Here is a 19001-nt window from a genome sequence, read left to right as displayed (position 1 = left end):
GAAGGCCCGTGCTGTCACGCGCTTATTGGTGCGAACTTCGTGACGTTCCGCAAAACGTACGCCTTGGGCAAATCAGAAGATTGACGACTTCAGTCGGCATTGCGAGCGTAGCGGTGCAATCCGTTCGCTGGCTGGATTGTGTCGTCGCTCGGCTCCTCGCAGTGACGATTGGAGGAGAGCCGAATGAAGAATTGGAACGTCCGCAAAGCGATCGTCGCGCCGGAAGAGGTGCCGGAGGAGCATCGGCTCAACAAGACGCTCTCCTGGCCGCATCTAATCTTCCTTGGGGTCGGTGCGATCGTCGGGACGGGTATTCTCGTGCTGATCGGCACGGCGGCTGGAAAGGCCGGGCCGGCGATGATGCTGAGCTTCGTCATCGCCGGCGTGATCTGTGCCGCGGCTGCGCTGGCCTACGCGGAGGTCGCGACAATGATCCCGCAATCGGGGTCGGCATACACCTATTCCTATGTCGTTTTCGGCGAGTTGATCGCCTGGTTCGTCGGCTGGTCGCTGATCCTCGAATATAGCCTTGTCGTCAGCGCGGTTTCGGTCGGTTGGTCCGGCTATTTCTCACCCTTGGTCCATATTCCGGAGCAACTCGCGACGGCGCCTTTGCTTGGGGGCGTGTTCAACTTCCCGGCTCTATTCATCATCGCTGTGATCGCCGGCTTGCTCATCTACGGCCTCCGCGAAAGCGCGACGCTCAATTCGATTTTCGTCGGGATCAAGATGCTGGCGCTGGCCATGTTCGTCGTGGTCGCCATCAGCGTCTTCAACACCGACCACTTTCACCCGTTCATGCCCTACGGTTTCGCCAAGAACGGACCTCCGGGGCAGGAGGTTGGCGTCATGGCCGCGGCGGCGATCATCTTCTTCGCCTTCTACGGCTTCGATGCGATCGCCACCGCGGCCGAGGAAACCAAGAACCCTGGTCGCGACCTGTCCATCGGCATCATCGGATCGATGGTCCTCTGCGTGGTGATCTACATGGCTGTGGCGGCCGCCGCGATCGGCGCCGAACCTTATCAGCGTTTCGCTTCGAGCACCGAGCCGCTGGCCTTGATCCTGCGCGACATCGGGCAGTCGGTGGCCGCGAAGATCCTTGCGCTGTCGGCGTCGATCGGCATGCCGACGGTGATCCTGGCTTTCTTCTACGGGCAGAGCCGCATCTTCCTCAGCATGGCTCGGGATGGGCTTCTGCCTAGACGCCTCGCATTGCTGTCGGGGCGCCAAAACCCGGTGCGTATCACCTTGTTCACCGCCGTCATAACCGGGCTGCTCGCGGGACTAGTGCCGCTGAACGACCTGGTCGCGCTGGCCAATGCTGGAACGCTCACGGCGTTCATTGCGGTCTGCGCAGCGATGCTGACGATGCGTCGGCGCGATCCGGGTGCGAAGCGCGTGTTCCGCACTCCGCTACCGCTACTGACTGGAAGCGTTGGAATCCTGGGCTGTGCGTATCTGTTCTACAGCCTGCCCCGCTACACGCAGGAGTGGTTCCTCATCTGGAACGCCGTGGGGCTGGTCCTCTACTTCCTGTTCGCCTCGCGAAACGCTGAGCGCACCCGCGGCGAACTCAAGTCCTGAGCAGGCAAGGTTTTGCATCCGCGCAAGAGGCGCGAGCCGATGGAAGACTATGGGAGGTGGGAGGGATGTCCTCCACCGGCGTCGCTTTGACAGCCAGACTCTCTCGCTGCCCCTAAGCCGGGATAATACATAACAATTGTTACACGGCTAGAGCGATTTTTCCGCCGCTCTTCGAGGGTTTCGAAGAGCGGCGGCGGTTTGGTCGATGGGCTTAGCCCGAATAGTACATGTCGAATTCGACCGGGCTGGGCGTCGTTTCCCAGCGCATGACCTCTTCCCACTTCAGCTCGATATAGCTGTCGATCTGGTCGTCGCTAAAGACGTCGCCGCGGGTGAGGAAGGCGCGGTCGTTCTGCAGTGAGACGAGCGCTTCGCGGAGGGAGCCGCAGACCGTCGGGACGTTCACCAGCTCCTGCGGCGGCAGGTCGTAGAGGTTCTTGTCCATCGGATCGCCCGGATGGATGCGGTTCTGGATGCCGTCGAGGCCAGCCATCATGATCGCCGCATAAGCGAGGTACGGGTTGGCCAGTGCGTCGGGGAAGCGGAACTCGACGCGCTTCGCCTTCTCGCCCGCTCCGTACGGGATGCGGCAAGAAGCGGAGCGGTTGCGGCTCGAATAGGCGAGCAGCACCGGCGCTTCGAAGCCCGGAACCAGGCGCTTGTAGCTGTTGGTCGACGGGTTGGTGAAGGCGTTCAGCGCGCGGGCGTGCTTGATGACGCCACCGATGAAGTAGAGCGCAGTCTCGCTGAGGCCCGCATAGCCGTTGCCAGCGAAGAGCGGCTTGCCGCCCTTCCAGATCGACATGTGGGTATGCATGCCGCTGCCGTTATCCTGGGCGATCGGCTTCGGCATGAAGGTCGCGGTCTTGCCGTATGCATGGGCGACCATGTGCACGACATACTTGTAGATCTGCATGCGGTCGGCGGTCTCGACCAGCGTGCCGTAGGTCAGGCCGAGCTCATGCTGAGCAGCGGCGACCTCATGGTGGTGCTTGTCCATCGGCAGACCCATCTCGATCATCGTCGAGACCATCTCGCCGCGGATATCCATGGCGCTGTCCACCGGAGCGACGGGGAAGTAGCCGCCCTTGGCGCGCGGCCGGTGGGCAAGGTTGCCGCCCTCATAGTCGCGGCCGGTGTTGGTCGGCAGCTCGATATCGTCGATGCGATATCCGCTGGCGCTGTATCCATCCTCGAAGCGGACGTCGTCGAACATGAAGAACTCGGCTTCCGGACCGACGAAGACGGTGTCGCCGATTCCGGTGGCCTTGAGATAGGCTTCGGCCCGGGTCGCAGTGGAGCGCGGGTCGCGGCCGTAAAGCTCGCCGGTCGAAGGCTCGACGACATTGCAGAACAGCACGAGCATCGGCGTCGCGCTGAACGGATCGACGTAGGCAGCGTCGAGGTCAGGCTTCAGGATCATGTCGGACTCGTTGATCGCCTTCCAGCCGGCGATGGATGATCCATCGAACATGAACCCGTCGGTCAGCTGGTCTTCGTCGATCAGGCCCGAGGCCATGGTCAGATGCTGCCACTTGCCCTTTGGATCGGTAAATCGGAGGTCGATCCAGTCGATTTCCTCATCCTTGATGCGTGTCAGGATGGTGCCTGCGTCGGTAGCTTTCGCCATGTTCGATACTTTCCCGCTCTAATTTCGATGCTGCCCGAACAGGCCGAACACCGGCATGCGCCGGAGAGCAGCGTCGCGATTCGAGCTTGGTAGGCATCTGATTCCCCACCGCTGGCCGAGAGTCAGGAGGGCGGTGAGGATTTCACGAGGGAGCGAACCGCCAGGGGAACCTGTTCCAGCTGCGGATCATTCAGCGCCGCGAGTGGGCAAGTAAGGAGACAGTCTGATGCGCTCCATCCTGCTGTGGCTGATCGGTATTCCGATTCCGATCATCCTGCTGCTGGCGCTCTGCACGCACCATTTCTGAGGTAGCTGACTCAGTCCTCGCTAACCGCCTGAGCTTCCCATCGCTTGAGTTTGTGGCTGCCGAGCCAGAGCTCCATCGGTTGGCCATTGTTCCAACCGGTAGCGACGACAATCGCCTCTGCATCGTCGTCCGCAATAAACTCGCGGCGATGTTCGATGTGACCGCTATAACGGTCCATGAAGTACAGCCGGTACCCGCTCATAGGCGCCACCCCCGTGGCGATTCGGTGTGTATCATTTATCCGCGGCAACCGCGCCTGATCCAAGTTAGGGATCGAACCCGCATGGATTCCCATGAGTTGCTCTGCTCCGTCGTCGGATGTCGCAGGCGCGGACGGAACCAACTCCGGTAACTTGAGTTATAAGCGGACACCGCTTGGCGTGGATTTATTGTGTCAGATCAGAAAGATAATCAGGAAATCGCTCATCTCGAGCAGGTGAATGCAGAGCTAACGCGCAGCCTTAAGCGCTGCCGCGTGCTTCTCGACGACTGCCGTTCGAAGCTCGCTGCCAATTCTAATGAGCGCGAGACTGCGGACAATGATGACGAGGGCCAAGAGGACGAGAGCGACCGCGCCTGACGTCTAGCGTCAGGAGTTCGCCCACTCCTTCGTCTTATCGAGAATGGTTAGCTCGCGCAGAAGCGCGTCTACGTCGTGCGTCAGCTCCGGCAGGAAACTGACCTGGTGCCTCGCGCCGCGGTAAGATTCGGCCATCAGGATGGCGTCGAGCAGGATGGGCACCACGAGGCTCTCCGGATCGTCCAGCTCCGCGAGAGAGCGTAGCCGTTCCAGCGCCTTGCGGCGTGCCGCTTCAGGGTTGGAAAGGGCTTCGGTCCGCCCGATGAACCAGCTCATACGCTCACTCCTCAATGACTTGCGCCAAGGATAATCCAGGCGAGCGCACAAGGAAGTTCGGGCGGGCGCGAGGCGAGGGCGGTTGGCCGCAGGCGCTCTCTATCGTTCGTCGCGCAAGGGTGTCCGGACCGGAGTGCTGACCTGCCTGGCTAACGCTACGTGCAGGCGCCGTGCGCCCACGAATGGCAAACGGCCGTGAGCGAACCGCATATTGTCGAGGATGAGAATGTCTCCGGCACGCCAGATCATTCGGTCTTGTCGTCTAATGAAGGCCTCCCGAACTTCTTCAATGATAAGGTCGGATATGGGTGAACCGTCGCCGTAAGTTGCCGACCGGGGAAGACCATTGGACCCATAGGTCTTTTCCAACGCGTTCCTGATAGGCGAGGAGAGTGCGGCCGCGTGAAAGATGTGAGCCTGATTGAACCAGAGGTCGCGTCCGTCCTCGGATCGGATCGTTCCCTGTGCAGTGTGGCTTGTGACGAGGTCGTCGCCTTTGAGCCACTCGGTGCACAGGCCGTTTTTCGCGCAAAGATCGCTAACTACGTCCTTGCTTTCAGTCTGGAAGGCTTGCTGCCAGGGGACATCGATGCGCTTGTGGAACCGCCGCCTGTAGGTGACGCCAAGCTCCCGGAAGGGGTCGAGCATGTTGCGTATGTCACTGCTGACAGCTTCGAGACTGCAGATCGACGTTTCGCCCCCCTGATCAGCCGGCCTGATACAATGGAAAGCGATCAAGCGAGGCCACTTCGCCATGTACGACATTTCTGAATGAGCCGAGATCACCCGGTCGCTCGGAAGCTCGGTCGCGGTGAGGGTGTTGCCCTTCACGCGGCTTCGCGGCGTTGACCAGAAAGCGTCTTCCAGCAGCTGGTCGTCGATGCTCCGGAGTGCAAGCTCCGCGCCGTCATCTCGCGTCACGTCGGTTCGAAGCAGAACAGCGCCATCGCGTTGAAGCGCGCCTTTTGCCTCGCTTGACCAGCTCGCGGTGAGAAATGCAGATTCGTCGAGGATCTCGACGGTCGGGCAACGAGCCGCAAAGTCGTCGGATGACACGTTAACTCGCCTCTGCTGGCAGACTGAGCAAGCGTTGACCGGATTTTAGCCGGGCGGCCGCGACCCGCCGCAAAATAAAGTTCACCGCGTGCCAGGCGCCAATTCCAGCCGGGATGGCGACGGCAACCGTCAGCCAGTGATTGGTCCCTAGCTTGTTCAATGCGCCGAGCACGATCGGATGCGTCAGGTAGATCATAAAGCTCGCAAGAGCGACCTGTAGAACCGCATATCGGACGGCCGGCGGTAGCTTGACCGTAGGAATGAAGAGCAGAATCACAACTGCCGCAAATGTGATCGGAAGATGCCCGACGTCGTCGAAGCCCGACCAATAAGCGGGCGGCATCACGTTTCCCAGGATGATAAGCACAAATGCCACATTCGATAGCGCAAGCTTGGCCTGGCGAGTTCGGGCGAATTGAATGCACCATCCCATCGCGACAGTTGGAAGGAATTGATCGAGAGTACGTCCAACCAGATCCTGATGGTGAAAGATCGGGACCGCCACTGCTTTGACCGCAAGTGCGACCGCGAGAAACCAGATCCCGAATAGTCCAGGCCGATCACTGATCAATCGACTGACGCGAGGAATGCCGCTCACTATCAGGAGCGCCACGAGGAGCTGCACATATCCCGCGACGAACCAGTAGGGCGTTAGGATATCCGTCGGCCTCACGAAGAGATTGCTGACAAGCAGATAATCCCGCCAGCTTACGACCTGCGGCTGGTGCCAAAGGGAATATGCAAACATGATGAGCCAGAAGGGCACCACGATCTTCAGCGCCGCATCGCTCAGTAGCGTCCAGCGCCGCCGCGAAGCGAGACGACCTCGCTGAGTTCGCGCGACATTCAGGCCCACCAGCAGCAGAAGAATGTCCACGCCGCCACCGATGTCGATGGCGCCCGTGTGGTGCACGACCACCATTGTGATGGCAAACGCCCTGAGCACGACTTCGGAGCTAATCGTCTGCAAGCGTGGCGTGTGGGCTGTCATCGGAGCCGGAGCGACAAGCTCCTGCAGATCGGCGACACTGAGGGCTTCCCAACCGTCAGGAACGTTCTCGCACAGCTCCGTCAGACCTACCGAGATCTCGATATGCGCGAGCGAATCTCCATCAAGGCTGTCGAAGCTGTCGTTGGGGGACACCCGCTTGCCAGGAAAGGCTGACCGGAAGATTGACAACACGTCAGTGTCGATGACGGGCGCGGCGTCAGAGGGCGCAGGAACGCGAGCTAGAACTTCTGCGGCCAGAGAGGATCGCTGCACCTTCCCGGTGGGCGTGACCGGAATTGAGCTTACGCGCTCGACGCGAAGAGCGGACGCCGATTGAACGCCAGAGGCCTCAAGCACCTCGCGCGTGGCCGATGCCAAGGCGTCTAGGTCGCTCACCGTGGCATCGGCGGCCAGCAGCACCCCTTCGCCTAGAAGTGGGTCGGGAATACGGGCGACCGCAAATCCGGCGGAGAAGCCCTTTCGCTCGCGTAGTGCGTCTTCGACGACTTGGGGGGAGACCTTCATTCCACCGATGTTGATGATCTCGTCCGCGCGGCCCGCGTGATAGAGATATCCATCGGCAATGCTGCCCACGTCGCTAGTCTCCAGCCAACCTTCTTCGTCCAGAAGCGGCTCCAACCCATTGGCGCCAATCATCATTGTGGCTGCATTCGGCCCACGGATCTTGACCCTTCCGTCGGAGGTTAGGCCGATCTCGGTCTCTCCAACCGCTGTTCCAACGGAATCCAGCTGCGTTTCATGAGCATTCGAGATATCGAGGAATGTGGAGCGCGATGCTTCCGTGAGGCCGTAGTGCTGGAAGATCCTGGCGTTTGGGAAGATCGACCTCAGTGCCTTCTTTTCTGAGACGCTGAGCGGCTGGCTGCCAACTTCGATCCAGCGCATCCGATCGCCGAACAAGCCTAAGGAATCGGCATTACTCAGCAGCACCCGGATTTGCGTGGGGACTGCCGACAGCGCATTCACTTCCCCTTCGCACAGCATCTGGGCCAGTTCATGCGGATCGAAGCCTCGGGTAGGCAGGAAGGCCCGCCCTCCTACCGAAGCCGCAGCGCGGAACCTCGCAAAGCCAAACGAGTGATAAGGCGGAACTGCAACATATTCCCGCAGCTCTGGCGTCAACTCCATGACCTCAACGAGCTGGCGGGTCGTGTAAGCGAGATTATCGCCGGAAAGGAGTATGGCCCGCGGAACTCCGGTGGTTCCGGAGGTGAAGCTCAGACATGCAGGGGCTCCGCTTGGGACGCCCGCTTGCAAATTATCGATCCAGCCAGCACTGCCGCCGACGTCGATTATCTCGTCAAACTCAATGCTGGGCGTCCCTGAGGAAGTTCCTTGCTCGGGGATGGCTGCAAAGACGCGGCCTTGGTGAAGAAACTCCAGCGCCGCCCTGACATAGGCAAGCGAGCTTCGTCTGACCAATCCCGTGACGCGCATCGCTACCCCCATGCGATCGAGACCCGCGGCGTTCCGCAATCACCGCCGAGCGGGTTATACGTCGCAACTGCATTTACGCGAAATTGGCCTACTGCTGCCTCTTGTCGCTCCGAAAACCGCTCGCTATCAGGCCCGCCAATCGCGCCGGATGTCCGTCCGGAGCAAGGTCGCTAGCGTGCCGGTCCCGGCGCCAATGCAACAAGCGTCAAAAGGGGAATGATGGCCACCAAGGCACAATCCGCTGAGGGTTCCGATAACACAGGTTCGGAAGACGGCGTTCGTCGTCGCGACTTCCTCAATGTGGCAGCGGTCAGTTTCGCAGGCGTCGGCGGGGTCGCGGCACTCTTGCCTCTGCTCACGCAGATGTCTCCGTCGCAGGACGTCCTCGCCCTCGCGACCACCGAAGTCGACATCTCCAAGGTCCAGCCGGGCCAGGGCATCAAGACCCAGTGGCGCAAGCAGCCGATTTTCGTTCGTAACCTGACGCCGAAGGAAATCGCCGAGGCGAATGCGGTGCCGCTGTCCGAGCTGCGTGACCCACAGACGCTTGCTGAGCGCACCAAGCCGGGCAAGCAGAACTGGCTGATCACGCTCGGCGTCTGCACCCACCTGGGCTGCGTGCCGCTGGGCATCGGCGAGGGTGAGAACCGCGGGCCTTATGGCGGCTATTTCTGCCCGTGCCATGGTTCGGCTTACGACACGGCAGCTCGGATCAGGCAGGGCCCGGCTCCGCTCAACCTGCAGGTTCCGGAGTACAAGTTTACCGGGCCGACCACGGTCCAGATCGGCTAAGGGGACGGTCAGAACATGAGTTTTTCCTGGGCCAAGCCCTACGAACCCAAGACGGCTCTCGGCCGTTGGTTTGACGAACGCCTTCCGCTGCCGCGCCTGGCCTATGGCGCCGTCGGCGGCGGTTATCCGGTGCCGCGCAACCTGAACTATTTCTGGAACTTCGGCGTCGCCGCCGGCCTGTTCCTGATGATCCAGATCATCACCGGTATCGTCCTCGCGATGCATTATTATGCGTCCACCGAGGGTGCGTTCAATTCGGTGAACCAGCTGATCATGCGCGACGTCAATGCGGGCTGGCTGCTTCGCTACGCGCACATGAACGGCGCGAGCTTCTTCTTCATCGTCGTCTACATCCACATCTTCCGCGGCCTTTATTACGGATCGTACAAGGCGCCCCGCGAGCTGGTGTGGATGCTCGGCCTAGTCATCTATCTGCTGATGATGGCGACGGCCTTCATGGGCTACGTCCTGCCGTGGGGCCAGATGAGCTATTGGGGCGCGCAGGTCATCACCGGCTTCTTCTCGGCGTTCCCGCTAATCGGTGAGCCGCTGCGTGTGTGGCTGCTTGGCGGCTATGCGCCTGACCAGGCTGCGCTGACGCGCTTCTTCTCGCTGCACTATCTGCTGCCGTTCGTGATTGCGGCGGTCGTGATCCTGCACATCTGGGCGCTGCACATTCCGGGTTCGGGCAATCCGACCGGCGTGGACGTGAAGGACGAGAAGGATACGCTTCCGTTCCACCCGTTCTACACGGCGAAGGACGGCTGGTTCTCAGGGCTGATCCTGCTGGTCTACGCGCTGGTGACCTTCTTCGCGCCCAACTATCTCGGGCACCCGGACAACTACATTCCCGCGAACCCGCTGGCGACGCCGGCGCACATCGTGCCCGAATGGTACTTCTGGCCCTTCTACGCGATCCTTCGCTCCTTCACCGTGGACTTCATCATCCCGGCGAAGCTGTGGGGCGTGCTGGCGATGTTCTTCTCGATCCTGCTGCTGTTCTTCCTGCCATGGATCGACAAGTCGCCGGTGCGCTCGGGCTCCTACCGCCCGGTGTTCAAGCGCTTCTTCTGGCTGCTGGTCGCCGATGTCCTCATCCTCGGTTACGTCGGGGGTGCACCGATCAGCCCGTTCCGCACGGCGCTCGGCCAGGCCGCGGCAGCCTATTACTTCCTTCACTTCCTGGTGATCCTGCCGATTGTGTCGGCCCTCGAGACGCCGCTGCCGCTGCCGAAGTCGATCAGCGACTCCGTGCTGCACGGCGAGACCGAAGAGGCCGCGCCGCTGGGACAGACCAAGCGCCGCAGCGGTTCTGCCGCAACGGTTGTCCAATAAAGGGGCGGGCAGACAAATGCGTTTCATCCTCGGATTCATCGGCGCGGTTTTCGCCCTGATCCTGACGATCTCGCTGATCAGCGGGGTGTCGACCTACCTTAACAGCCCGCCGGCGCCGCTCGCCGCCGACAAGTTCCACGCGGAACCGCGGCCGCTGTACCTCGCCAGCGATGGTCCGTTCGGCAAGTTCGACAACCAGCAGCTTCAGCGTGGTTTCCAGGTTTATTCGGAAGTCTGCTCGGCTTGCCACAGCCTCAAGCTGGTCGCTTTCCGCGACCTCAAGCGGATCGGCTACAACGATGCCGAGGTGAAGAAGATCGCCTCCGACTGGAAGATCCAGACGCCGACGCTCAACCCGGACACCGGTGAACCGTCGACCCGTAAGCCGTTGCCGTCAGACACGTTCCCGTCGCCTTTCCCGAACGAGATTGCGGCGCGTGCAGCCAATAACAATGCGCTTCCGCCTGACCTGTCGCTGATCACCAAGTCGCGTGAGGGCGGGGCGGCATACGTCCATTCGCTGCTGACCGGCTACCGAAACCAGGCCGGCTACAAGAATGAGGAAGGTGAAGAGCTCCTGAAGGAGTTCCCGGATGCGAAGACGCCGGCGAACCTCCACTTCAACCCGTATTTCGCGAACCTCAACATCGCGATGCCGCCGCCGCTCACGACGGATGGACAGGTAAGCTACGAGGATGGCACCAAGCCAACGGTCGACCAGATGGCCAAGGACGTTTCGGCGTTCCTCGTGTGGACGGCTGAGCCCAACCTGGCCTCGCGTCACGCCGCTGGGCTCTCGGTATCGCTGTTCCTGCTGATCGCCACGATCCTGGGCTATCTGGCGTACCAGAACATCTGGGCCGAGGCGAAGCGCAAGGTTCGTGTGACCGGTCCGCTCGATCCTGAGAATCAGGCGAAGAGCAGCCGGGCGAAGGCCAAGCAGGGCGTAGCCGGCTAAGCATTCACGGCTCAGTTAAACGCAGGCCGTCGGCGGGCTCAGGTTCGCCGGCGGCCTTTGCTTTTGACGCCAGTTTTGGGAGCTATAGGAACGCCCTCACACGGAATTCGTTTTGCACTTCAAACCCCTATTGGATTTGGCAGGTGTAAAATGCGTATTCCGTTCATCAGCATGGCCGTTGCGGGCTCACTCGCGCTCGGCGGATGTGCCTACGGCGATTTCGGCTACGGCGTGGGCGCCGGTTACGGCAGTCCTTATGGTTATGGATACAGCCCCTATTACGACGGCGGCTATGGCTACAGTCCCTATTACGGGGCGAGTCTGGGCTACGGCTGGTACGACAACTACTATTATCCGGGCACCGGTTACTACGTGTACGACCAGTATCGCCGCCCTCATCAGTGGAGCGACAGGCAACGAAACTATTGGATGCAGAACCGTCGGTCGAACACGACTCAGGCGCAGAACTGGAGCCGCTTCGCCAGGACGGCGGGCCGCATTTCGGACGCAAACGTCTCTTCGGCGAATACGACGAACACGACGACAACGACGCAGCGGCAGCGTCGCCGATCGCACTAACTCAGTGGGCTGACGACCGCCTGCGGATCAGGACGATCGAGATGAAGGTCATCACAATCTCGCCGTTCTGATTGGTGACGGTCGTCTGCGTGCGGAAGGACCCTATCTCGGGCTTGCTCCGGGAGGGGGTCTTTTCGAGAACTTGCCCGCGAACGTGCAACGTATCCCCCGGGTAGACCGGCTTCTTCCAACGAAGCTCGTCTATGCCGGGTGATCCAAGGCCCGCCTGCTCATGATCGACGACATGGCGAGCGATCACCGCCATGACCATCGCTGCCGTGTGCCAGCCGCTCGCCGCGATGCGGCCGAAGTGAGTCTTCGCCGCGGCCTCGTCCGAAATGTGGAAGGGTTGGGGGTCGTACTTATGCGCGAACTCCAGCACTTCTTCGCGGGTTACTTCGTAGGAGCCGAATTCAGTTTCGGCACCGACCACCAGGTCTTCGAAATAGATCATCGAGGCCGCATAGCGACGGCTTCCGCTTGGCGTAAGTAGAGTCCGCCCTTAGGCTGCCTACGTGGCCACTCATTCACCAGCAGGATCGCACTGGAACCCGCGCCTCATCGAGGCGGCCATGGCGCTGAACGAGAACCGCTTGGACGTCGCCGAACGCCTGCTGAAGCCGCACCTGAAGGAAGATCCATTCGATGCTGCTGCGATCCGCATGCTGGCGGAGCTGGCGGCACGGATCGGCCGCTGGCGCGACGCGGAGAATCTGCTCCGGCGGGCAGTCGAGCTGGCGCCGGCCTGGGTGCCCGCGAAGGCCAATCTAGCGCTTGTGCTCGGCCGCATGGGGCGACCCGCTGAGGCGCTGGCGCTACTCGACGATATCTTCGCCGCGGAGCCGGAAGAACTCGGGCACTGGAACCTCAAGGCTGCGACGCTCGGGCGCCTCGGCGACTTCGACGAAGCGATTCAGATGTATGAAGGCGTCCTGCAGCGTGCGCCGGATCAGCCCCGCGTCTGGCTGAGCTACGGCCACATGTTGAAGACCGTCGGTCGACAGGCGGACGGGATTGACGCTTACCGCAAGGCGATCGCGATCAAGCCCGAATTCGGCGAGGCCTGGTGGAGCCTTGCGAACCTGAAGACCGTAAAGTTCGGCGAAAGCGACATCGAGGCGATGAAGGCGGCGCTTCAGGGTTCAAACCTCACCGACGACGACCGCTTCCACCTCGACTTCGCTCTTGGCAAGGCGATGCACGATGCCGGACGTCCGGACGATGCTTTCGCTCATTATTCACAAGCGAACGCCCTTCGGCTGAAGTCGCAGCCGTATAATGCCGGCGATATCAAGAAGGCGGTGGACCGCTGCATCGCCGCGTTCACGGCGAAAGCCTTCGACGAGCGGACGGGTGGCTGCGAAGCGCCCGACCCGATCTTCATCGTCGGAATGCCGCGCGCGGGTTCCACGCTCGTCGAGCAGATCCTGTCGTCGCACAGCCTGGTCGAAGGTACCTCGGAGCTTCCCGACATTCCGCTGCTTGCGCGCAAGGCCGGCGGGTATCCGGAAGGCGCGCTCAAGCTCAGTGAGGGAGACCGGCGGGAACTCGGCGAGAAATATCTGAAGCGGGCAGGGGTGCAGCGCCGGACCGCGAAACCGTTCTTCATCGACAAGCTGCCGAACAACTGGCTGTACGTGCCCTTCATCCGGCTGATCCTGCCCAACGCGAAGATCATCGACGCGCGGCGGCATCCCTTAGGCTGCTGCTTCTCCAACTTCCGCCAGCACTTCGCGCGAGGTCAGGCCTTCACCTACGATCTCGAGGACGTGGGTCGTTACTATGCCGACTATGTGCGTCTGATGGCGCACGTCGATGCCGTGCTCCCTGGCAGTGTTCATCGCGTGATCTATGAGCGCATGGTCGATGACACTGAGGCCGAGGTCAGGTCGCTACTCGACTATTGCGGACTCGAGTTCGAACCGGCGTGTCTCGAGTTCTACAAGACGGACCGCGCGGTTCGCACTGCAAGTTCGGAACAGGTACGGCAGCCCATCTATCGCGATGCGACCGATGAGTGGCGCGCATACGAAGCGCATTTGGGTCCACTGAAGGACGCATTGGGCCCCGTTCTGGACTCCTGTCCGCTCGCTCCAGCGGCCTGAACGCAACGGTTCCACAACAATCGTCGGAATGCCGACAAAGCGGCGTTGACAACCCCCGAATCCTCTGCCGCAATGCTGTCATATTCGGAGGGGGGTCTCTATGAATCGCGGGTATCGTGCGCTGACGCTTGGGCTTCTCGCGTCAACGGTTTTAGCTGAACCTGCATGGGCGCAAGACACGCAGCCCCAAACTACCGGGCAATCGCCTGCTCCTGGCACGAATGCGACCGACGTGACGGCTCCTCCGCCGGCGGCGCAGCGAGCGCAGGACGGCAATACGCCCGACCGTTCTGAGATCATCATTACCGCCACCAAGCGTGAGGAGAACGTCCAGAACGTTCCGATCAACGTCATCGCGATCGGCACTCGGCGACTGGATCAGCTGAATATCTCGAACTTTGAGGATTACACGCGCCAGTTGCCGTCGGTCAGCTATCTGACGACGCAACCTGGCCAGACCACGGTGTACATGCGCGGCGTGTCCGCGGCCGGCGGCACGAACGCGGAAGGCAATCACTCCGGACCGCTTCCTCAGGTCGGTACCTATCTCGACGAGCAGCCGATTACGACGATCGGCGGAACGCTCGACGTCCACATCTACGACATCGCGCGCATCGAGAGCCTCTCGGGGCCACAGGGCACGCTTTACGGCGCATCGAGCGAAGCAGGCACGATCCGCATCATCACCAACAAGCCCGAGCTTGGGAAAACCTACGGGCGCGTTGACGGTGAGCTGAACAGCATCGCCCACGGCGATATGGGCGGCAAGCTGGAAGGCATGATCAACGTGCCGATCGCATCCCACGTCGCGTTCCGCGGCGTCGGATTCTACGAGCGCGACGCGGGCTTTATCGACAACATTTTCGGATCGCGTACCTATTGCGGAGATCCGATCAAGATCCCCGATCCCGACCATCCCGGAGAGTTCATCACGGTCGGATGCGTGAAGAACGGCCCAACGGTGACCAACGCCGGGCTGGAGGAAAAGGACTTCAACCACGTCGATGTCTATGGCGGTCGCGCCGCGCTGAAGATCGATCTCGACGACAATTGGACCGCTCTGCCGACGTTCATGTACCAGAAGACCACGGCGAACGGCGTCTTCTTCTATGATCCGAAACTCGGTGACCTGAAGATCGACCGTTTCCGCAAGGAGCCGAGCAAGGATCGCTTCTGGCAGGCGGCGCTGACGGTCCAGGGCAAGATCGCGAACTTCGACGTCACCTATGCGGGTGCGTACATGGATCGCCCGAATTCCGGGGTGAACGACTATGCTGACTACACGGACGCCTACGACCAGCTTTATCAATCGTACGGCGGCCTCGCGAACTACTTCTACATCACGGATGCCGCCGGCAATTTCGTCAGCAATCCGCAGCAGTTCATCAGCTATACGAACCACTTCCGCAAATTGAGCCAGGAGCTGCGGTTCGCCTCTCCGGCCGATAGTCGCTTCCGGGTGATCGGCGGCCTGTTCTTCCAGCGCCAGTCGAACTTCATCCACCAGGATTACAAGGTCGATGACCTCGGTCCCGACGTATCGGTCAATGGCTTCCCCGGCACCTTGTGGCTCACGCAGCAGAAGCGCGTCGACAAGGATTACGCGATTTTCGGCGAAGCGAGCTACGACATCACATCGCAAATCACGCTCACCGCGGGCGGGCGCTTGTTCAAATATGACAACAGCTTGATCGGCTTCTTCGGTTTCGGCCGAAATCCAGGAGTGGACCCGGAGGAAGGTGGGCCGTTCTCGGCGACGCCGCCAAACGCAGCCGGAAGTAACCGTACTGGCGTCGCGCAGTGCTTCACGGAGAGCGGACAGCGGCTCTACGACCGCGATACCGACACTTACGCCGACTCGCGCGTGTTGCTGGCGCCGGTCGTACCGGGCAGTCCGTGCACCAATCTCGGCGTCTACCAGAATGGGAAGGTGGTGCCGGTTCGGGTCAAAGACACGGGCTTCACGCACCGCCTCAACGTGGAGTGGAAGCCGCGCACCGGACTCATGTTCTACGCGACCTGGTCGCGCGGCTTCCGGCCGGGCGGCATCAATCGCCGTGCCGATGTGCCTCCATATGATGCGGACTATCTGACCAACTACGAACTTGGCTGGAAGACGCAGCTCGGCCCCGTGCGCTGGAACGGTGCAATTTTTCACGAGATCTGGAGGAAGTTCCAGTTCGCGTTCCTCGGTGCCAACAGCTTCACGGAGATCCACAACGCCAAGGATGCGCTCATCAACGGTCTCGAGACCGATGTGAGCTATGTCCATGGCGGGCTGACCCTGAACGGGGCGTTGGCCTACACCCACTCCAAGACGAAGGGTAACATCTGCACCTTCGCGTCCGATACGACGCCGGACTGTTCGGAGGACGGCGACTTCATCGCAGCGCCGAGCGGCACACGGCTGCCGCTCACGCCGAAGCTGAAGGCGACCGGAACCGCGCGCTACACGTGGCCGGTCTGGGGGGAGACCAAGGCGCACGTCCAATCTGCAGTGACTTATCGCGGATCTGCCCCATCGTCGCTGCGCACGGACATCCTGTTGGTTGGTCCTGACGGCGGTCATGCGAACCCGAATGTTTTCCAGGGAAAGCTTAACTCAGCAACCTTGGTCGATCTGTTCGCTGGTCTCGACTGGCCGACTTGGAACGTCGAAGCGTTCGTGGAAAACCTGCTCGACAAGAACGTCGATATCAGCCGCACGACGGCTTGCGGCAGCTGCACGCGGGCGCTGGTCGTCGCGGGCCGTCCACGCACGATCGGTATCCGCGCGGGGTACAAGTTCCGGTAGATTGCAGGCGGCGTGAAACGCGCCGCCTCAATGGGGGTTTGAAGCCGCTATGACGGTTTCGAAGTCTCACAACCAATGGCGATTGATCGCAGCCATTGTCGTGCTCGCGGCGATATGGCTTGCGATGTTGCTGTGGGGCGGCGGTCCGCTGGACCGGTCAGTCTACCTGGCCTTGTATGCGGGCAAGAATCCGACGCTGATTGCCATTGCACGCGCGTTCACCGCGCTCGGGGAGCCAACAGTCCTAATCAGTGCCGGCGTCGCATGCGCTCTGTGGCTCTGGTACGCTGGGCATCGCCACCTGCCATGGGTTTTGATCGCGATTACGATGCTTGGCCGAGGCCTTAGTGAGCTTCAGAAATATTGGATTGCTCGCGCACGCCCCGACCTAGGCGAGCATCTGGTAGTGGTGAAGACGTCGTCCTTCCCGAGCGGCCATGCGACGAGCTCGATGATATTCTACTTGGTAATCGCCCTGACGCTGACCGCGGGAACGCGCTGGCACCGGATTGCCGTGGCGGGCGCGATCTTGCTGGCTTTCCTGATCGGCCTGAGCCGCGTCATGCTCGGCGTGCACTGGCCGAGCGACGTCATCGGCGGTTGGGCCTTCGGGATGCTATGGGTCTTGCTGACCCTCAGGATCGCCGGAAGGTTCGTTCGCGATGAAAACCGGCCAGCCTAGACGTTGAAGCGGAACAGCATCACGTCCCCGTCCTGGACGACGTATTCCTTGCCTTCCGACCGCAGCTTGCCCGCGTCCCGCGCGCCGGCCTCACCGCCGAACTTGACGTAATCGTCGTAGGCGATGGTCTCCGCCCGGATGAAGCCGCGCTCGAAGTCGGTGTGGATTTCGCCTGCCGCCTCCGGTGCCTTGGCGCCGCGGTGGACGGTCCAGGCGCGCGCTTCCTTCGGCCCAGCAGTGAAGAAGGTGATGAGGCCAAGCAGCTCGTAACCGGCTTGGATCATGCGATTGAGACCGGTCTCGTGGAGGCCGAGGTCGGACAGAAAGGCGTCGCGCTCTTCCGGCGGAAGCGTTGCGATTTCGGCTTCGATGGCGGCGGAGATAACGACCGCCTTCGCGTTTTCTGAGGCCGCTTTGTCGAACACGCGCTGCGACAGCGCATTGCCGGTTGCAGCTTCACCTTCGTCGACATTGCAGACGTAGAGGACGGGCTTGGCAGTGAGCAGTTGTGCGCGCTGGAATGCCTTTTCCTCTTCCGCATCTTTAGGCTGCACCAAACGCGCCGGCTTGGATTCGCGTAGCAGATCGAGAGCTTGGCTGAGCACCGCCGCTTCGATCTTGGCCTCCTTGTCACCCTGCTGCGCTTTCTTGACGAGGTTGGGGACGCGACGCTCGAGGCTGTCCAGGTCCGCTAGCATCAACTCAGTCTCGACCGTGTCCGCGTCAGCAATCGGGTCGACACGGCCCTCAACGTGGGTCACGTCACCGCCTTCGAAGCAGCGCAGGACGTGCACGATGGCGTCCACCTCCCGGATGTTCGCGAGGAACTGGTTGCCCAGGCCTTCGCCCTTGCTTGCGCCGCGGACTAGGCCGGCGATGTCGACAAACTCGATCTGAGTTTCGATTTCTTGCGCGGAGGAAGCAATCTCGCGGATCTTGTCCAGACGTGGGTCGGGGACGGCGACGCGACCGACGTTCGGCTCGATCGTGCAGAAGGGATAGTTCGCTGCCTGCGCGGCAGCGGTCTCGGTCAAGGCATTGAAAAGCGTCGATTTGCCAACGTTCGGCAGGCCGACGATGCCGCAGCGGAAGCCCATGGTTTTCCTGATTGGTAAGGGAAGTTGCGGCCCTTTAGGCGAACTAGAGCCTGAAGCTCAACTCCGCTCACGCAAAGTTGAAGCTGATCGACAAGCGCTCACCCCGCCCAGTTCCCGGCAGGACTTCGTGTCTGAGCCAGCTTTCCCACAACAGCAGCAATCCGGCCTTAGGATCGATGGTCACAAAGGGTTGAAGCTCTTCCGGCGCGTCTTTCCGACGGAGCGGTGCTGCCATCATCGAGGGCAGGCGAGGGTCCTCGAAGCGGATGGATCCTGAGCCGTCCGGCACTTCGACATAGAGCGTACCGGAGATGATGCTGTGCGGGTGGATGTGTGCGCTGTGATGGCCTGAACCGCGCAGCAGATTCACCCATAGACTGTCGAGCTTCGGCTTGCGCGCAATGTCGAATGCGCACTCCTCTGCAAATGCAGCCGCGTGCCGCGTGAGCAGCTTGGCGAGATCGGCGAAAGCCGGGTCACGTCGCGGCAAGTCGTTTAGCGACGCGTAGCTGGTATAACCCGAATAACGGTGCTGCTTCGACCAGTTGCGGCCGGCGGTGTCCTCGTCCGCGAGGTGGCGGATTGAACGGGCCAGCTCCTCGAGCAATCGCGGTTGCTCGATGACAGCTTCGTACAGCCGTGTGGCGAAAAGAGTGCGCAGCATGTCGCACCCCTAGTGCGCTGACGCATGAGGCGGAAGCGCTGCCGGTCGTCTGACGATCCATCGAAGGGCGAAGGCACCTTGCCGAAAGCGGGGTTGGTCCGCCGCGCAAC

General features: G+C 61.4%; 17 protein-coding genes. 9 read left to right on the top strand and 8 right to left on the bottom strand.

Features of this window, described 5'->3' with window-relative positions; genetic code table 11:
* The first annotated feature begins 183 nt into the window (after window positions 1-183).
* Window positions 184-1587, top strand: coding sequence for an amino acid permease (locus tag AC4GYV_RS08185; protein ID WP_491100156.1), 1404 nt, complete (start codon window positions 184-186; stop codon window positions 1585-1587).
* A gap of 211 nt (window positions 1588-1798) precedes the next feature.
* Here the strand turns inward: AC4GYV_RS08185 and glnA are convergent, their stop codons facing one another.
* Together glnA and AC4GYV_RS08175 are read right to left on the bottom strand one after the other, a co-directional pair.
* Window positions 1799-3217, bottom strand: a complete 1419-nt coding sequence (gene glnA, locus AC4GYV_RS08180) for a type I glutamate--ammonia ligase (protein ID WP_491100155.1) — start codon at window positions 3215-3217, stop codon at window positions 1799-1801.
* Between the two features lie 317 nt (window positions 3218-3534).
* Window positions 3535-3726 carry a hypothetical protein gene (locus AC4GYV_RS08175; RefSeq protein ID WP_491100154.1) on the bottom strand — a complete coding sequence of 64 codons (192 nt, stop codon included), beginning with the start codon at window positions 3724-3726 and terminating at the stop codon, window positions 3535-3537.
* A 189-nt stretch (window positions 3727-3915) separates the two neighbouring features.
* Here AC4GYV_RS08175 and AC4GYV_RS08170 point away from each other — a divergent pair, with 189 nt between their 5' ends.
* Window positions 3916-4104 carry a hypothetical protein gene (locus AC4GYV_RS08170; protein ID WP_491100153.1) on the top strand — a complete coding sequence of 63 codons (189 nt, stop codon included), beginning with the start codon at window positions 3916-3918 and terminating at the stop codon, window positions 4102-4104.
* 9 nt (window positions 4105-4113) lie between these two features.
* Here the strand turns inward: AC4GYV_RS08170 and AC4GYV_RS08165 are convergent, their stop codons facing one another.
* From AC4GYV_RS08165 to AC4GYV_RS08155, 3 genes are all read right to left on the bottom strand, one after another.
* Complete coding sequence (locus AC4GYV_RS08165; RefSeq protein ID WP_491100152.1) at window positions 4114-4380, bottom strand: hypothetical protein; 267 nt, start codon at window positions 4378-4380, stop codon at window positions 4114-4116.
* Window positions 4381-4479: 99 nt separating this feature from the next.
* Window positions 4480-5436 (bottom strand): TauD/TfdA family dioxygenase, encoded by a 957-nt coding sequence (locus AC4GYV_RS08160; protein ID WP_491100151.1) that lies wholly within the window; start codon window positions 5434-5436, stop codon window positions 4480-4482.
* A 1-nt stretch (window position 5437) separates the two neighbouring features.
* Window positions 5438-7924 (bottom strand): AMP-binding protein, encoded by a 2487-nt coding sequence (locus tag AC4GYV_RS08155; RefSeq protein WP_491100150.1) that lies wholly within the window; start codon window positions 7922-7924, stop codon window positions 5438-5440.
* Window positions 7925-8104: 180 nt separating this feature from the next.
* On the opposite strand from AC4GYV_RS08155, the gene petA reads away from it, so the two are divergent.
* The 4 genes from petA (at window position 8105) to AC4GYV_RS08135 (ending at window position 11549) form a co-directional block, all read left to right on the top strand.
* Window positions 8105-8677: a ubiquinol-cytochrome c reductase iron-sulfur subunit gene (petA, locus tag AC4GYV_RS08150; RefSeq protein WP_491100149.1), complete on the top strand. Its 573-nt coding sequence runs from the start codon at window positions 8105-8107 to the stop codon at window positions 8675-8677.
* Between the two features lie 15 nt (window positions 8678-8692).
* Complete coding sequence (locus tag AC4GYV_RS08145; RefSeq protein ID WP_491100148.1) at window positions 8693-10012, top strand: cytochrome b; 1320 nt, start codon at window positions 8693-8695, stop codon at window positions 10010-10012.
* 16 nt (window positions 10013-10028) lie between these two features.
* Window positions 10029-10970 (top strand): cytochrome c1, encoded by a 942-nt coding sequence (locus AC4GYV_RS08140; protein ID WP_491100147.1) that lies wholly within the window; start codon window positions 10029-10031, stop codon window positions 10968-10970.
* A 150-nt stretch (window positions 10971-11120) separates the two neighbouring features.
* The gene (locus AC4GYV_RS08135) at window positions 11121-11549 is read left to right on the top strand and encodes a hypothetical protein (protein ID WP_491100146.1); all 429 of its coding nucleotides are present in this window, start codon (window positions 11121-11123) and stop codon (window positions 11547-11549) included.
* 1 nt (window position 11550) lies between these two features.
* Here the strand turns inward: AC4GYV_RS08135 and AC4GYV_RS08130 are convergent, their stop codons facing one another.
* Window positions 11551-12003 carry a MaoC family dehydratase gene (locus AC4GYV_RS08130; RefSeq protein ID WP_491100145.1) on the bottom strand — a complete coding sequence of 151 codons (453 nt, stop codon included), beginning with the start codon at window positions 12001-12003 and terminating at the stop codon, window positions 11551-11553.
* A 118-nt stretch (window positions 12004-12121) separates the two neighbouring features.
* Here AC4GYV_RS08130 and AC4GYV_RS08125 point away from each other — a divergent pair, with 118 nt between their 5' ends.
* The 3 genes from AC4GYV_RS08125 (at window position 12122) to AC4GYV_RS08115 (ending at window position 17130) form a co-directional block, all read left to right on the top strand.
* Entirely contained in the window at window positions 12122-13654 is a 1533-nt protein-coding gene (locus tag AC4GYV_RS08125) for a tetratricopeptide repeat-containing sulfotransferase family protein (protein WP_491100409.1), read from the top strand.
* A 100-nt stretch (window positions 13655-13754) separates the two neighbouring features.
* Window positions 13755-16448: a TonB-dependent receptor gene (locus tag AC4GYV_RS08120; protein WP_491100144.1), complete on the top strand. Its 2694-nt coding sequence runs from the start codon at window positions 13755-13757 to the stop codon at window positions 16446-16448.
* Window positions 16449-16497: 49 nt separating this feature from the next.
* The gene (locus AC4GYV_RS08115; protein WP_491100143.1) at window positions 16498-17130 is read left to right on the top strand and encodes a phosphatase PAP2 family protein; all 633 of its coding nucleotides are present in this window, start codon (window positions 16498-16500) and stop codon (window positions 17128-17130) included.
* Here AC4GYV_RS08115 and ychF read toward each other — a convergent pair.
* Both ychF and AC4GYV_RS08105 read right to left on the bottom strand, forming a co-directional pair.
* Entirely contained in the window at window positions 17127-18227 is a 1101-nt protein-coding gene (gene ychF / locus AC4GYV_RS08110; protein ID WP_491100142.1) for a redox-regulated ATPase YchF, read from the bottom strand. The two genes, AC4GYV_RS08115 and ychF, sit on opposite strands and share 4 nt — an antisense overlap.
* Window positions 18228-18294: 67 nt before the next feature.
* Window positions 18295-18891, bottom strand: coding sequence for a TIGR02466 family protein (locus tag AC4GYV_RS08105; RefSeq protein WP_491100141.1), 597 nt, complete (start codon window positions 18889-18891; stop codon window positions 18295-18297).
* Window positions 18892-19001 lie beyond the last annotated feature (110 nt).

The organism is Sphingomonas sp. SP4 (assembly GCF_058313375.1).
The sequence above is the reverse complement of the archived record's forward strand: the minus strand, read 5'-3'. Positions and strand labels throughout refer to the sequence as shown.